The 15663-nt window shown below is 65.0% G+C and carries 15 protein-coding genes; 10 read left to right on the top strand and 5 right to left on the bottom strand.

Annotated features, from left to right (window positions below; translation table 11 throughout):
- Nucleotides 1–12 precede the first annotated feature (12 nt).
- From ACZ0AV_RS13450 to ACZ0AV_RS13415, 8 genes are all read left to right on the top strand, one after another.
- Entirely contained in the window at nt 13–1488 is a 1476-nt protein-coding gene (locus ACZ0AV_RS13450) for a mannitol dehydrogenase family protein (protein ID WP_499151487.1), read from the top strand.
- 3 nt (nt 1489–1491) lie between these two features.
- Nucleotides 1492–2976, top strand: coding sequence for a xylulokinase (gene xylB / locus ACZ0AV_RS13445; protein ID WP_499151486.1), 1485 nt, complete (start codon nt 1492–1494; stop codon nt 2974–2976).
- Between the two features lie 71 nt (nt 2977–3047).
- Complete coding sequence (locus ACZ0AV_RS13440; protein ID WP_499151485.1) at nt 3048–4013, top strand: carbohydrate kinase family protein; 966 nt, start codon at nt 3048–3050, stop codon at nt 4011–4013.
- Between the two features lie 95 nt (nt 4014–4108).
- Nucleotides 4109–5773 carry a glucose-6-phosphate isomerase gene (gene pgi, locus ACZ0AV_RS13435; RefSeq protein WP_499151484.1) on the top strand — a complete coding sequence of 555 codons (1665 nt, stop codon included), beginning with the start codon at nt 4109–4111 and terminating at the stop codon, nt 5771–5773.
- A 369-nt stretch (nt 5774–6142) separates the two neighbouring features.
- Nucleotides 6143–6874, top strand: coding sequence for a carbonic anhydrase (locus ACZ0AV_RS13430; protein WP_499151483.1), 732 nt, complete (start codon nt 6143–6145; stop codon nt 6872–6874).
- A gap of 150 nt (nt 6875–7024) precedes the next feature.
- Nucleotides 7025–8554, top strand: coding sequence for a SulP family inorganic anion transporter (locus tag ACZ0AV_RS13425; protein WP_499151482.1), 1530 nt, complete (start codon nt 7025–7027; stop codon nt 8552–8554).
- 210 nt (nt 8555–8764) lie between these two features.
- On the top strand, nt 8765–9397 hold the full coding sequence (locus ACZ0AV_RS13420) for an SCO family protein (RefSeq protein WP_499153362.1): 633 nt from the start codon (nt 8765–8767) through the stop codon (nt 9395–9397).
- 180 nt (nt 9398–9577) lie between these two features.
- Nucleotides 9578–10105, top strand: a complete 528-nt coding sequence (locus ACZ0AV_RS13415) for an REP-associated tyrosine transposase (protein WP_499151481.1) — start codon at nt 9578–9580, stop codon at nt 10103–10105.
- Between the two features lie 84 nt (nt 10106–10189).
- Here the strand turns inward: ACZ0AV_RS13415 and ACZ0AV_RS13410 are convergent, their stop codons facing one another.
- On the bottom strand, nt 10190–10615 hold the full coding sequence (locus ACZ0AV_RS13410) for a VOC family protein (RefSeq protein WP_499151480.1): 426 nt from the start codon (nt 10613–10615) through the stop codon (nt 10190–10192).
- 96 nt (nt 10616–10711) lie between these two features.
- Between ACZ0AV_RS13410 and ACZ0AV_RS13405 the strand changes: the two genes are divergently transcribed.
- Both ACZ0AV_RS13405 and ACZ0AV_RS13400 read left to right on the top strand, forming a co-directional pair.
- Complete coding sequence (locus tag ACZ0AV_RS13405; protein WP_499151479.1) at nt 10712–11578, top strand: LysR family transcriptional regulator; 867 nt, start codon at nt 10712–10714, stop codon at nt 11576–11578.
- A gap of 43 nt (nt 11579–11621) precedes the next feature.
- Complete coding sequence (locus tag ACZ0AV_RS13400) at nt 11622–12053, top strand: GFA family protein (RefSeq protein ID WP_499151478.1); 432 nt, start codon at nt 11622–11624, stop codon at nt 12051–12053.
- Between the two features lie 83 nt (nt 12054–12136).
- Here the strand turns inward: ACZ0AV_RS13400 and ACZ0AV_RS13395 are convergent, their stop codons facing one another.
- The 4 genes from ACZ0AV_RS13395 to ACZ0AV_RS13380 all read right to left on the bottom strand — a co-directional run bounded on the left by ACZ0AV_RS13395 (nt 12137) and on the right by ACZ0AV_RS13380 (nt 15627).
- Entirely contained in the window at nt 12137–12913 is a 777-nt protein-coding gene (locus ACZ0AV_RS13395; protein WP_499151477.1) for a MetQ/NlpA family ABC transporter substrate-binding protein, read from the bottom strand.
- 61 nt (nt 12914–12974) lie between these two features.
- Nucleotides 12975–13640: a methionine ABC transporter permease gene (locus ACZ0AV_RS13390; protein WP_499151476.1), complete on the bottom strand. Its 666-nt coding sequence runs from the start codon at nt 13638–13640 to the stop codon at nt 12975–12977.
- On the bottom strand, nt 13640–14644 hold the full coding sequence (locus ACZ0AV_RS13385; protein ID WP_499151475.1) for a methionine ABC transporter ATP-binding protein: 1005 nt from the start codon (nt 14642–14644) through the stop codon (nt 13640–13642). Before ACZ0AV_RS13385 ends, ACZ0AV_RS13390 begins: the two co-directional genes overlap by 1 nt.
- A 155-nt stretch (nt 14645–14799) precedes the next feature.
- Nucleotides 14800–15627, bottom strand: coding sequence for a PA5502 family lipoprotein (locus ACZ0AV_RS13380; RefSeq protein WP_499151474.1), 828 nt, complete (start codon nt 15625–15627; stop codon nt 14800–14802).
- Between the last annotated feature and the right edge of the window lie 36 nt (nt 15628–15663).

Genomic DNA, 15663 nt, shown 5'->3' with positions numbered 1-15663 from the left:
GGAATGGTCATCATGAAACTGAACCGCAAGAATCTCGCTTCACTGGCCGCCGAGGTCGACGTACCGGCTTACGACCCGACGGTCGTGCGCCAGGGCATCGCCCATATCGGCGTGGGTGGCTTCCACCGCGCACACCAGGCGATCTACACCGAAGCCCTGCTCAACCGCGGCGAAGCGCTGGACTGGGGCATCTGTGGCGTTGGCCTGCGCCCCGATGACCGTGCCATGCAGCAGGCCCTGGCCGCGCAGGATCACCTCTACACCATGCTGGTGCTGGGCGACGAGCCGGGCCTGGAAGTGCGTGTGGTGGGCGCCATCAACGGCATGCTGCTGGCCGAGGATTCGCCCGCCGCGCTGATCGACAAGCTGGCCGACCCGGCGATCCGCATCGTCTCGCTGACCATCACCGAAGGCGGCTACTGCATCGACGACAGCACGGGCGAGTTCATGGCCCACCTGCCGGACATCCAGCACGACCTGGCGCACCCGGAATCGCCGCGCAGCGTCTTCGGTTTTCTCTGCGTGGCCCTGGCCAGGCGCCGCGCCGCCGGCACCCCGGCGTTCACGCTGATGTCCTGCGATAACCTGCCGCACAACGGTGCGGTGACCCGCAAGGCGCTGCTGGCCTTTGCCCACCTGGCCGACCACGAACTGGCGACCTGGATCGACAGCCACGTGAGCTTTCCCAATGCCATGGTTGATCGCATCACGCCGATGACCAGTGACGCTCACCGTCAGCAACTGACCGAGCGCCATGGCATCGAAGACGCCTGGCCGGTGGTCTGCGAGCCGTTCCTGCAATGGGTGCTGGAAGACAAGTTCGTCAATGGCCGCCCGGCCTGGGAGAAGGTCGGCGTGCAGTTCACCGATGACGTGACGCCCTACGAGGAGATGAAGATCAAGCTGCTCAACGGCAGCCACCTGGCGTTGACCTACCTGGGCTTCCTCAAGGGCTATCGCTTCGTTCATGAAGCCATGAATGATCCGCTGTTGCAGCGCTATATCCGCACCTTCATGGACCTCGACGTGACCCCGCAACTGGCGGCGGTGCCGGGTATCGATCTGGAGGCCTACAAGGACACCCTGATCGAGCGCTTCTCCAATCAGGCCATCGCCGACCAGCTCGAGCGTGTCTGCTCGGACGGCTCGTCGAAGTTTCCCAAGTTCATCGTGCCGACCCTCAACCGCTTGATCGAAGACGGCCGGCCGCTGGAGCGCGTCGCGCTGGTGGTCGCCGCATGGGCGTTGTACCTCAAGGGCATCGACGAAAACGGCACGCGCTACCGGATTCCCGATCCGCGCGCCGAGTTCTGCCAGGCGCTGGTGGCCGATGACGACAGGGTGCGCGAGCGGTTGCTGGGCGTCGAGGTGATCTTCGGCACCGCCATCGCGCAATCGGCGGCGTTCGTCACCGCGTTCGAGCTGTGCTACGACAGCCTGCGCAAGCTGGGCGTGACGCGCACCCTGCAGACCCTGCTGAGTGACTGAGCCATGTACCTCGGCATCGATTGCGGCACCCAGGGCACCAAGGCGCTGGTACTGGATATCCACAGCGGCAGGGTGCTCGGTGAGGGCAGCGCCGCGCACCGGTTGATCAGCGCTGCCAACGGCCGCCGTGAGCAGGAGCCCGCCGACTGGCTGCAGGCGTTCGAGCGGGCCACCGCGCAGGCCCTGCATCAGGCTGGCGTATCAGGGCGCGAGATTCTCGGCATCGGCGTTTCCGGCCAGCAGCATGGCCTGGTGCTGCTCGATGCCAAGGGCGAAGTGCTGCGCCCTGCCAAGCTGTGGTGCGACACCGAATCCGCCGCCGAGAATGCCCATCTGCTGGATTTTCTCGGCGGCGACAGCGGTTCGCTGGAGCGCCTGGGCGTGGCCATCGCCCCGGGTTACACGGTGTCGAAACTGCTGTGGACGCGCGATCATCACCCCGACGTGTTCGCGCGCATTGCCCATGTCCTGCTGCCCCACGACTATCTCAACTACTGGCTGACCGGGCGTTTTTGCGCCGAGTACGGTGACGCCTCGGGCACCGGCTATTTCAATGTGCGTACGCGCACCTGGGACAGCGAACTGCTGGCGCTGATCGACCCGCAGGGCGCACTGGTGGGGGCGCTGCCCGAGTTGATCGAGTCGCATCGTTGCGTCGGCCCGATCCGCCAGCAGGTCGCCGAACGCCTGGGCCTCAACCCCAGGGCGTTGGTTGCCAGCGGCGGTGGCGACAACATGCTGGGCGCCATCGGCACCGGCAATATCGCGCCGGGCGCGATCACCATGAGCCTGGGCACCTCGGGCACCGTGTATGCCTACAGCGATCAGCCGCAGGTCAGCGCGCATCCGCAGGTGGCGACTTTCTGTTCGTCATCCGGCGGCTGGCTGCCGCTGATCTGCACCATGAACCTGACCAACGCCAGTGGCGCGGTTCGCGAGCTGCTCGGGTTGGATATCGACACCTTTGGCGCACTGGTCGGCGAAGCGCCCGTGGCGGCCGGCGGTGTGCTGATGCTGCCGTTCCTCAATGGCGAGCGGGTACCGGCGCTGCCGCATGCCACGGCCAGCCTGCACGGCCTGACCAGCGACAACCTGACCCGCGCCAACCTGTGCCGCGCCGTGGTGGAGGGCACCACCTTCGGCTTGCGCTATGGCCTCGACCTGCTGCGCGACAGCGGCATCCGCAGCGATGCCATCCGCCTGATTGGTGGCGGCGCGAAGAGCGCGGCGTGGCGGCAGATCGTCGCCGATATCATGGGCGCTCCGGTGGCTTGCCCGCAGCACACCGAAGCGGCTGCGCTGGGGGCGGCGATCCAGGCGGCCTGGTGCGCGAGCCATGAACACGACGAGGCGCTGAGCCTGGATGACCTGTGCGAACGCTGCGTGACCCTGGATGATACCCGCGGCGCGCAACCCGATGCGCTGCGCAGTCGGGCTTACGAGGGCGTCTATCAACGCTACCGTGAGCAGGTGCAACAACTGCAATGAATTCATTCCGGCGGCCTTTTTGCCGTCGGCTCTTCCCTGCGCGAGCGCGCCTTCCGTGATGCGGAGACTCCATGTACCTGGTATGCGGTGAAGCCCTGTTCGATTTCTTCTGCAACCCCGGCGAGCGCAGCAGCGAGCTGAATTTCAAGGCGTTGGCCGGCGGCTCGCCGTTCAACGTGGCGGTCGGCCTGCGCCGTCTCGGCGTGCAGTCGGCGCTGTTCGCCGGGATTTCCAGTGACTACCTCGGCCAGCGCCTGCGCCAGGTACTGGCCGAGGAAGGCGTCAGCGATCGCTACCTGATCGCCAGCGAGGCGCCGACCACCATGGCGATGGTCGCCCTCGATGCCCAGGGCTCGCCGCAGTACATGTTCCGGGGTGCAGGCTGCGCCGACCGGCAGCTGTTGCCCGAGCACCTGCCGATGCTCGACGAGCAGGTCAGCGGCCTGCATGTGGGCTCCTATTCGCTGGTCGTGCCGCCGGTTGGCGACACCCTGCTGGCGCTGGTGGCGCGCGAAAGCGAGCGGCGGCTGATCAGCCTGGACCCCAACGTGCGGCTCAACCCTGCACCGGATATCGAGCACTGGCGCCAGCGAATTGAATCTTTTGCCGCCCATGCGCATCTGATCAAGGTCAGCGAGGAAGACCTGGAGTCGCTCTACCCGGGTGTCGAGCCGCTGGCGAGCATCGAACGCTGGCTGGCCCAGCGCTGCCAGGTGGTGTTTTTGACCCGTGGCAGCGAGGGGGCGAGCGTGTTCAGCCGGCAGCACGGGCACTGGTCCGTGCCGGCGTGCCAGGTGGTCACGCAGGACACGGTGGGGGCGGGGGATACCTTCCAGGCGGCTATCCTCGCCTACCTGGTGCAGCATGGGCTGGACAGCCCCGCCGCACTCGCCACGTTGTCTCGCGAGGCGCTCGGTGCGATGCTCGATTTCGCCGTGCAGGCCGCGGCGCTGACCTGTTCGCGGGTTGGCCCGCAGCTGCCGTATCGGCATGAACTTGAGCAGTACCAGGCCGTTGAAGGGCGCGGGGCGCATTAGGCAATTTTCAGCGCAGTATTTGCCACCGCCCGGCGTTCAACGGCATGCAATCGAATTCGCGAGGCCAGGAGGCTGGCCCGAACCAAGGAGTCTTCATGCCGTACCTTTCTTCATCCATGGATGTTACCCAACTGCCGAGCTGGCAGGCCCTGGTTGCCCATCGTGAGCGCCTGGCCGGCTTCAGCATGCGCCAGGCCTTCGCCGCCGATGCGCAGCGTTTCGAAACCTTCAGCCTCAGCGGCTGCGGGCTGTTCCTGGATTATTCGAAGAACCTGATCAACACCGAGACCCGCGAGTTGCTGGTCAACCTGGCGCGCGAAGTCGGCCTGGAACGTGGCATTCGCGCGCTGTTCGACGGCGAGCTGCTCAACAACACCGAACAGCGCCCGGCGCTGCACACCGCGCTGCGCCGCCCACTGAGCGACAAGGTGCAGGTCGACGGCGTGGACATCATTCCCGAGGTGCAGCGCGTACTGCAGCAGATGACCGAACTGGTCGGGCGCATCCACGATGGCCTGTGGCGCGGTTACACCGAGAAGCCGATCACCGACGTGGTGAACATCGGCATCGGCGGTTCCTTCCTTGGCCCGCAGCTGGTTTCCGAAGCGCTGCTGCCGTTCGCCCAGCGCGGCGTGCGTTGCCATTACCTGGCCAATATCGATGGCAGTGAATTCCACGAGCTGTCGGCCAAGTTGCGCGCCGAGACCACGCTGTTCATCGTCTCGTCGAAGTCCTTCGGTACCCTGGAAACCCTCAAGAACGCCCAGGCCGCACGTGGCTGGTACCTCGCCCAGGGCGGCTCCGAAGCCGAGCTGTACCGGCACTTCATCGCGGTTTCGAGCAACCGTGAAGCCGCCGTCGGCTTCGGTATTCGTGAAGAGAACATCTTCCCGATGTGGGACTGGGTGGGGGGGCGTTACTCGCTGTGGTCGGCCATCGGCCTGCCGATCGCACTGTCCATCGGCATGTCCAACTTCAAGGAGCTGCTGTCCGGCGCCTACCGCATGGACGAGCACTTCCAGACCGCGCCATTCGAAGAGAACATGCCGGTGCTGCTGGCCCTGCTCGGCGTGTGGTACGGCAACTTCTGGAATGCCCAGAGCCACGCCATCCTGCCGTACGACCACTACCTGCGCAACATCACCAAGCACCTCCAGCAACTGGATATGGAGTCCAATGGCAAGAGCGTGCGTGGCGATGGCCAGCCGGTCAGCACGGCAACCGGGCCGGTGATCTGGGGCGGCGTTGGCTGTAACGGCCAGCATGCCTATCACCAGTTACTGCACCAGGGCACCCAGCTGATTCCGGCCGACTTCATCGTGCCGGTGAGCAGCTACAACCCGGTGGCCGATCACCACCAGTGGCTGTACGCCAACTGCCTGTCGCAGAGCCAGGCGCTGATGCTCGGCAAATCCCGCGAGGAAGCCGAGGATGAGCTGCGCGCCAAGGGCCTGAGTGAAGACGACGTGCAGCGCCTGGCGCCGCACAAGGTGATTCCCGGCAACCGCCCGAGCAACACCCTGGTGATGGAGCGGGTGAGCCCGCGCCGGCTCGGCGCGCTGATCGCCATGTACGAGCACAAGGTATTCGTGCAGAGCGTCATCTGGGGCAACAACGCCTTCGATCAGTGGGGCGTGGAGCTCGGCAAGGATCTGGGCAAGGGCGTTTACTCGCGCATGGTCGGCAGCGACGAAGCGCCTGCCGAAGACGGCTCGACCCAAGGCCTGATCAACTTCTTCCGCGGTCGTCATCGCGGTTGATCAGCTGCCGCGCAGCCGTCGCCCGACGGCTGCGGGGATCCAGGCGAGCACCGTTCTCGCCTGCGCCGGGTCCGTAGCGGCCCGGTGGTCGATCCGGAAACATCTGTAACGCCAGCGTCATCTGCAGGGTTTTAGGATGGTGTGCGGCGCGCGGTAAGGCAGCGCGCTGTTGACCATCCTACCCGCCAGACCCTGCAGCTTGGTGGCATTCGCCATCGCCAACATCGCAATTCCATCCCCTGCAAAGCTGCGATTAAGTTTCAGTTAAGTCTTAAAGGGTAGCTTGGTTTCAAAGGTGACCAAATAGTCACGTTGCAAACTGCCATCAGATGGCAAGTCAATATCACTACTGAAACCAGGAGGCACACCATGAACGATCGCGTTCGTTCCATCCGATCCGCCACACCCCCCGTAGCCGGCAAGCAGACCGCAGAAGATGCCCTGCAGACCCTGCTTGATGGCTTCCAGCGTTTTCGTACCGAGGTATTCCCCGAGCAGCGCGAGCTGTTCAGCAAGCTGGCGCGTCAGCAGAGCCCACGCGCCATGTTCATCACCTGCGCGGATTCGCGCATCGTTCCCGAGCTGATCACCCAGAGCGACCCCGGCTCGCTGTTCGTGACCCGCAACGTCGGCAACGTGGTGCCGCCCTACGGGCAGATGAACGGCGGCGTATCGACTGCCATCGAATACGCGGTGATGGGCCTGGGCGTGCAGCACATCATCATCTGCGGGCACTCCGACTGCGGCGCCATGAAGGCCGTGCTGGCCCCTGAGACCATCGAGCGCATGCCCACCGTCAAGGCCTGGCTGCGCCATGCCGAAGTCGCCAAGACCGTGGTGGCCGACAACTGCGGCTGCGCCGACCACACCACCCTGGGTGTGCTCACCGAAGAAAACGTGGTGGCCCAGCTCGATCACCTGCGTACCCACCCCTCTGTCGCGGCCCGCCTGGCCAGCGGCCAGCTGTTCATCCACGGCTGGGTCTACGACATCGAGAACTGCACCATCCAGGCCTACGACGCCGAGCGCGGCGAGTTCCTGCCCCTCGACGGCGAGACCGCGCCAAACGCCAGCCCGCGTGCGCGCTACCTGGCTTCCTAGCCAACCTGACAGGACGTCACCTTGTGGCTATGAATCGATTTCAACACTCGACAGCCTGTTTCAGGGTTTTGACTGCCTTTAGCCTGCCAGACGACAAGCCCGTCTTGTCGTCATGACTTTTTGTGCGCCGTACCTGCAGGAGACCGCACCATGACCCTCGCTTCATTCAAATCCGCGCTACCACGCGATGCCCTGGCATCCATCGTGGTTTTTCTCGTCGCCCTGCCACTGTGCATGGGTATCGCCATCGCCTCCGGTATGCCCCCGGCCAAGGGCCTGATCACCGGCATCATCGGCGGCCTGGTGGTCGGCTGGCTGGCCGGCTCGCCGCTGCAGGTCAGCGGCCCTGCCGCCGGCCTGGCCGTGCTGGTGTTCGAACTGGTACGCACCCATGGCCTGGCTATGCTCGGGCCGATTCTGCTGCTCGCCGGCCTGCTGCAACTGGTGGCCGGGCGCCTGCGCCTGGGCTGCTGGTTTCGCGTTACCGCGCCGGCCGTGGTGTACGGCATGCTGGCCGGTATCGGCGTGCTGATCGTGCTCTCGCAATTTCACGTGATGTTCGACATGAAGCCCCAGGCGTCCGGCCTGGATAACCTGCTGGCCTTTCCCGATACCCTGCGCCAGGCGATCCCCGGGCTCGGCGGTGGCAGCGCCATAGATGCCGCCAGCCTGGGCTTCGGGACCATCGCCTGCATGTTCCTGTGGGACAAGCTGCGCCCCAACAGCCTGCGCTTCCTGCCAGGCGCCCTGCTGGGCGTGGCGTCCATGACCCTGATCAGCCTGTGGATGAACCTTGGCGTGGCGCGGGTCGAAGTGCCGGCCACGCTGAGCGACGCCATCGACTGGGTACAGCCGGGCGACCTGCTCAACCTGACCAACCCGCACATCCTGCTGGCGGCGGTCGTGGTGGCCTTCATCGCCAGTGCGGAAACCCTGCTGTCGGCCGCGGCGGTGGATCGCATGCACAATGGCGCGCGCTCCAACCTCGACCGCGAGCTGTCCGCCCAGGGCATCGGCAACATGCTCTGCGGTGCGCTTGGCGCGCTGCCGATGACCGGGGTCATCGTGCGCAGCTCGGCCAACGTACAGGCCGGTGCCCGTACCCGTATGTCGGCGATCCTCCATGGTGCCTGGCTGCTGGCCTTCGTGATGCTGCTGCCGGGTGTGCTGCAGAGCATTCCCGTGGCCTGCCTGGGCGGCGTCCTGGTGTACACCGGCTTCAAGCTGGTCGACATCAAGGCCATCCGCAACCTCGGCCGCTACGGGCGTGCGCCGGTGTTCATCTACGCGGCCACGGCCATCGGTATCGTCGCCGTCGACCTGCTGACCGGCGTGCTGGTCGGTTTCGCCCTGACCCTGATCAAGCTGGCCGGCAAAGCGTCGCGCCTCAAGGTCACGCTCAACCACACCGGCCCCGACGAAGCGGAACTGCGGCTGATCGGCTCGGCCACCTTCCTCAAGGTGCCACGCCTGGCCAGCGTGCTGGAAAGCATCGCGCCGACCACCCGGCTGCACGTGCCGCTCGACAAACTCGGTTACGTCGACCATGCCTGCATGGAACTGCTGGACGACTGGGGCCGCGCCGCCGAGCAGCAGGGCGGGGCACTGCTGATCGAGCGCCACGGCCTCAATCGGCGCCTCGAGGGGCGCGCCTGGAGCACGCGTCGCGCGCTTGCGTGAGTACTCGCAGCACCTGCGGCCAGCCGTCAGCGTGACAGCTGGCCGCAGGTGCAAGTGGCTACCCTGGCGGTCAGGGTCTGGTATCGTTTCCCGATGCGCATCGCCGACCGGCCGATTCGGCAGCCTGCCTCCGGCGCGACGTGTTCGCGTCCGGGGCAGGCTCGTCAGGTCACCTGGGCGATCATCTTCACTCAGACCATCGTGGCCGCCATGACCCGCAAGCAAATCACCGTATTCGTCCTCATTGCCGTCGCCGCCCTGGTGCTCGGCCTGGTCGGCAATCAGGTACTCAACGGCAACGCGCAGCGCAACCCCGCCGCGCTGCTGGATGCAGGCATCGTCATGCTGCCTCAGCAACGCCAGGTGCCGGCACTGGATTTCGTCGATCAGGACGGCCAGCCGTTCTCCACCAGCCAGCTCAAGGGGCAGTGGAGCCTGCTGTTCTTCGGCTATACCTTCTGCCCGGACATCTGCCCGGCGACCCTCGCTCAACTGCGCCAACTGCGCACGCAGATCCCCGAGGAGGCCTGGAACAATCTGCGCATCGTCCTGGTGACCGTCGACCCGCATCGCGATACGCCTGAGCAGATGAAGAAGTACCTGGGCTATTTCAATGCCGGCTACATGGGGCTGATCGGTGAGCCGGACACCATCCAGCAACTGGCCAACGCGGTGAGCATCCCGTACATACCCGCCGATACCAGCAAGGAAAACTACCTGGTCGACCACAGCGGCAACCTCGCGGTGATCGGCCCGGATGGCACCCAGCGCGGCTTCATCCGAGCGCCAATCAATGTCGACAAGCTGGCGGGGCAGTTGCCGGGCCTGATCGGCAAGGAATAAAAAAACGGGACCCATCGCAGGCCGCATGACCGAGCGCAGTAGTTTTCACACAGCCTGATCGGGGTCCCGTGTTTTCATGTGCTCTGCGCAGCATGGGGCAGCGCGCGTAGGTGTAACCTAAGTCGCGTAGGATGGGTGAAACCCATCACCTCTAAAAAACGCCCAAGGAAAGGAGCGTTGATGACCGACTACCGTCGTCAATACCGCACAGGCGGCACCTATTTCTTCACTCTGGTTCTCGCGGATCGTCGCCAGCACTGGCTCGTTTCCCATATCGCCGCCCTGCGCCAGAGCATTCGCGAGGAACAGCGCCGCGCGCCCTTTGCCTTGCAGGCCTGGGTTGTGCTGCCAGAGCACTGTCATCTGCTGATGCGGCTACCCGAGGAAGACAGTGACTTCTCCAATCGGCTGCGGCGTATCAAGGGTGAATTCTCCCGGCAGATGCCGCTTCCAACGAGCCGCAGCCAAAGCCACGTAGTCAAGGGCGAACGTGGCGTCTGGCAGCGTCGCTTCTGGGAGCACGCCATTCGTGACGAAGATGATTGGCGGCGGCATATGGATTACATCCATTACAATCCGGTCAAGCATGGGCTTGTGGATCGTGTCTGCGACTGGCCGCATTCTTCGTATCACGCTTATGTGCAGCGTGGCGTGTATCCACCGGATTGGACGTGGGCAGCAGAGGTGGATATGCAGGTTGGTGAGTAGGCGGTGGATGTGATGGGTTGCACCCATCCTACGGGCTGTAGGATGGGTCGGGCCGCGTAGGTGTAACCCATCAAGCCCCACAGCCTACTTGGCGAACAGCTGGCCCATGTCCTTGAACGCCTTGAACTCGAGGGCATTGCCACACGGGTCGAGGAGGAACATGGTCGCCTGCTCGCCGACCTGCCCCTTGAAGCGCACATACGGTTCGATCACGAACGCCGTTGCGCGCGCCTGCAGGCGCTCGGCCAGGGCTTCCCACACCGGCCACTCGAGGATCACCCCGAAGTGCGGTACCGGTACATCATGGCCGTCAACCGGGTTGCTGACGGCAGACTCCTGGTAGGCCATCTTTGGCGCTTCATGGATGACCAACTGGTGGCCGAAGAAATCGAAGTCCACCCAGTGGTCGCTGCTACGGCCCTCGGCGCAGCCGAAAACCTCGCCATAGAAATGCCGGGCGGCGGCCAGGTCGTAGACGGGGATGGCCAGGTGAAACGGGGACAATGCCATGGTCAGGCTCCTCAGGTCGGTACCGGTCGATTCTAGATGCAGGAATATTGATTAAAAGCGAATATTCTTGCCGTCCAGCTCAAAAGAAATCGATCAATGATCCGTGAATTGAAGACCTTCGTGGCCGTGGCCAGGCACGGTACCTTCGCCGCAGCCGGCCTGCGCGTGGGCCTCACCCAGTCTGCCGTCAGCGCGCAGATGCGGGTGCTGGAACAGAACCTCGGTGTGCGCCTGTTCGACCGCAGTGGGCGCAGCGCGGTGCTCAGTGCCGGTGGCCGGCATGCCTTGCCGCTGGCCGAGCAGGTGCTGGGGCTGTATGCGCAGATGGCTCTGCCGACCGCCCTGGCGGAGTGGCAGGGCGAATTGCGCATCGGCGCCATCGCCAGCGTGCAGACCGGGCTGTTGCCTGAAGCCCTGGTGCGTTTTCGTACCCAGGCCGCGCGGGTCGAGTTGAAGCTGGTGCCGGGGGTTTCCCTCGACCTGCTCGGCCAGGTGGATGCCGGCGAGCTGGACCTGGCCGTGCTGATCCGCCCGCCATTCGAGCTGCCCAAGGAGTTGCTGCAGATCGAACTGGCGCGCGAGCCCTTTGTACTGATCGCGCCTCCCGGTCTGCCTGGCGACGATCCGCTGCAGCTGCTGTGTGAGCAGCCCTTCGTGCGCTACGACCGGCGCTCGTTTGGCGGTCGCCAGGTCGAGCGCTTTCTCCGTGAGCAGCGCCTGAGCCCGCAGGAGGCGCTGGAACTGGACGAGCTGGAAGCCATCGTGCGGATGGTCGAGTGCGGCCTGGGTGTGTCGCTGATCCCGCGCGCCGGCCTGTGGTGCCAGCGGCCACAGACGCTACGCGTGCTGGAGCTGGGCGAGCTGACCTTCCACCGCGAGCTGGTGGCGATTCTGCGCAGAGCCCAGCGCCAACCCGCGCTGGACTGGCTGCTGCAGTGCCTGAGCGCGCGCGCCGTCGGCTGATGCGGCCTATGATTTCAGTCCTGGCCTGGAGGAGGCATGAGAGATGAACAGCGACATCGAGGCGATCAACGGCGCCTGCCACTGTGGCGGGGTGCGTTTCCACGTGCGGTTAAGCAACGGCCTGCATACGGCGCGGCGTTGCAACTGCTCCTACTGCCGCATGCGCGGTGCGGTGGCCGTGTCGGCTGAACTGGCGGATTTTCATCTGCTGGAGGGTGAGCAGCTGCTGACGGTGTATCGCTTCAACACCGGCACCGCCCAGCACTTCTTCTGCTCCCGCTGCGGCATCTACACCCACCATCAGCGCCGCTCCAATCCGCATCAGTACGGCGTCAATGCCGCCTGCCTGGAAGGCGTCAGCCCGTTCGATTTCGCCGAGGTGCCGGTCAGCGACGGTATCGCCCATCCCAAGGACAATCCCGGCGGCTCGGGCTCCAGGCTGGTCGGCGTGCTGCGCTTCGTTGCGACCGAATGACGACACCTGGTCGCGGACATGAAAATGCCGCGTAGCTTTGGGGCTACGCGGCATCGGGTACTGCAGGGGTGGTATTACGGCGATCAGAACGCCGGAACCACAGCGCCTTTGTATTTTTCCAGGATGAAGGCTTTCACCTCGTCGCTGTGCAGGGCCTTGACCAGCTTCTGTACGGCCGGGCTGTCCTTGTTGTCTTCGCGGGTCACCAGAATGTTGACGTACGGCGAGTCGCTGCCTTCGATGGCCAGGGCATCCTGGGTCGGGTTCAGCTTGGCTTCCAGCGCGTAGTTGGTGTTGATCAGCGCCAGGTCGACCTGGGTCAGCACCCGCGGCAGGGTCGCAGCTTCCAGCTCACGCACCTTGATGGCCTTGGGGTTCTCGGCGATGTCTCTCGGCGTGGCGAGGATGTTGCTGGCGTCCTTGAGGGTGATCACGCCGGCTTTCTGCAGCAGCAGCAGGGCGCGCCCGCCGTTGGTGGCGTCGTTGGGGATCACCACGTTGGCGCCTCGCGGCAGGTCTTTCAGGTCCTTGATCTTGCTGGAGTAGGCACCGAAGGGTTCGACGTGCACGCCACCGACGCTGACCAGCGAGGTGCCGCGGCTTTTGTTGAACTCGTCCAGGTACGGCTGGTGCTGGAAGAAGTTGGCGTCCAGGCGCTTCTCGGCGACCTGTACGTTGGGCTGCACGTAGTCGGTGAAGACTTTCACGTCCAGCTCCACGCCCTCTTTGGCCAGGGCCGGTTTGACGAACTCGAGGATCTCGGCGTGCGGTACGGCGGACGCGGCGATACGCAGGGTTTCAGCCTGGGCCGCGCTGGAGAAGGCTGCGACGACAGCCAGGGCAGTGAGCAGTTTTTTCATGGTGTGACTCCTTGAAATGAGGCGGCATGGCGGCAGGCTGCCGCCGGCCCTTCCAGCTGTTTTATTTACGGGAAAAGTGCACCACCAGCCGGTCGCCGATGGTTTGCAGAATCTGTACGAGCACCACCAGCAGCGCCACGGTCACGAACATCACGTCCGGCTGGTAGCGCTGGTAGCCATAGCGCACCGCCAGGTCGCCGAGGCCGCCGCCGCCGATCAGGCCGCTCATCGCAGTGTACGAGACCAGGGTAATGGCGGTGACCGTGACAGCCGCCAGGATACCGGGCAGGGCTTCGGGCAACAGGGCGTTGAAAATGATCTGCCGGGTGCTGGCGCCCATTGCCTGGGTCGCCTCGATGATGCCGCGATCCACCTCACGCAGGGCGGTTTCCACCAGCCGCGCGAAGAACGGTGTAGCACCCACCACCAGTGGCGGAATGGCACCGGCGACGCCCAGCGAGGTGCCGGTGATCAGCACCGTGACCGGGATCAGCAGGATCAGCAGGATCACGAAGGGCACCGAGCGCACGACGTTCACCAGCAACGAGACCACCGCATAAAGGCCCTTCTGTTCGAACATCTGCCGTGGGCCGGTGAGAAACAGCAGCACACCCAGGGGCAGGCCGAACAGTACGGTGAACAACATGGAGCCGCCGAGCATGTTCAGGGTATCGAGGCTGGCCTGCCAGATTTCCAGCCAGTCGACGTTGGGCAATAGGGTTTCCATCAGCGCAGGACCTCCAGGTGCACGTCGGCTGCTTCGAAGCGGGCCAGGGCGGCGTCGATGTCGCCGCCGGTCAGCGCCAGGGTCAACTGGCCGTAGGGTGTGTCCTTGATGCGGTCGATGCGCCCGGCGAGGATGCTGTAGTCGATGCCGGTTTCCCGGGCGACCTGACCCAGAACGGGTGAATAGGTGGACTCGCCGATGAAGGTCAGGCGCAGGATGCGGCCCTGCACATGGGCGAAGTCATCGCGCTGGTCGTTCTCGTCGACATGCTCGGCTTCCTGCACGAAACGCCTGGTGGTGGCGTGCTGCGGATGCAGGAACACCTCGGCGACCGGCCCCAGCTCGACGATCACCCCGGCGTCCATGACCGCCACGCGGTCGCAGACCCGGCGAATCACGTCCATCTCGTGGGTGATCAGCACGATGGTCAGGCCCAGCTCGCGGTTGATCTCGGCCAGCAGTTGCAGCACCGAGGCGGTGGTCTGCGGGTCGAGGGCGCTGGTGGCTTCGTCGCAAAGCAGGATCTTCGGCCGGGTGGCCAGGGCACGGGCAATGCCGACACGCTGCTTCTGGCCGCCGGAGAGCTGCGCCGGGTACTTGTTGGCGTGCTCCTGGAGGCCGACGCGCTCGAGCAGGGCGGTGACGCGCTGGTCGATTTCCCGGGCCGCTACGCCTGCCAGCTTGAGCGGCATGCCGACGTTGGCGGCGACGGTCTTGGAGGACAGCAGGTTGAAGTGCTGGAAGATCATGCCCACTTGCTGGCGGAACTTGCGCAAGCCGTCGGCGCCCAGGGCGGTAACGTCCACGCCGTCAATGTCGATGCGCCCGCCGCTGGGTTCCTCCAGGCGATTGATCAGGCGCAGCAGGGTACTTTTACCGGCGCCGGAATGGCCGATGATGCCGAATACTTCGCCACGCTCGATGTGCAGGTCACTGGGTTGCAGGGCGGGAATGTCGCGTCCACTGACGCGATACGCCTTGTGGACCTGATGAAAGTCGATCACGCATTAAACCTTTTGGGTTTCGTCGTTGTGCCGGGTAGGCCTGTGCTGGCGGAAGTTTACCCGGCGCGGGTTAGACCTCAAAAATCTTTGTAGGCCTATGGTTATATCTAAAAGTTGGAAGCTTCACCTGTATTCAGACGGCGCACCTGCGTCGCTCAGTGCCCGCGTACGCGCAGGATCAGGCGCGGTACCTGTACCGGCTTCACCGCGTGGCTGAGTGTCAGCTTGAACGTCGGATCACGTTTCATGACCCGGGCCTCCAACAGGCTGGTCACACGGCGCAGATCTTCGGCGCTGCGCACCTGGATATGCACGCTGCGGTCGAAGGTGACCACGTCCGCCGCCACGGCATCGAGGCGCTCGAACAACGCGGCTTCGTCGCGGCTGTCGAGCATCGGCAGGCTGACCTCGCTACGCTTGGAGGCTGGGTCGATCAGCTCGGCCGGCGTTGCCGGCGGTGTCGCCTCGGTGACACGGGTGGCCGCGGCCTGGGTTTCGGCAGCCTGGCGCAGCAGGCGCAGTTGCTCCTGCCGGGCGGCCTGGGCCTGCTCGCCGGCCTGGCGGGCCTGCTCTACGGCGCTCAATTCGGCTTCGCGCGCCTTGCCGATGGCACCGTCCAGGCCGGTGGTCAGGGCCGGGGCCTTGGGCATCAGGTTGCGCGCATGGCCGAGTGACTTGGCGGCCTTGTCGAGGTCGCCGCTTTCCAGGGCCTTCTGGCCTTCCTGTAAATAGGCTTCGGACAGCCGACGTTGCGCCTGCAGCACCATGGCGGTGTCACCGCTCTGCTGCAACGCATCGAACTGCGCCTCGGCGTCGGCCAGCCGACCCTCGGCAAGGCTCGCCTCGAACTGCTCGTGGACGCTGGGCGTGGCCACCACGGCAGCCGGGACCGGCGCCGGTTCGGCGTGCTGGCGGCTCTGGCAACCGACCATCAGCACCGCCAGTGCGGCCAGGGCGGCACTGCGTAGAGGAAACGATTTCATGGCTGCGAGTCTCGATTTGCGCAAAAAACACGCAAT

The organism is Pseudomonas sp. AC532 (genome assembly GCF_979258965.1).
Note: the sequence above shows the minus strand (reverse complement) of the source record. Positions and strands in the feature narration are given on the sequence as shown.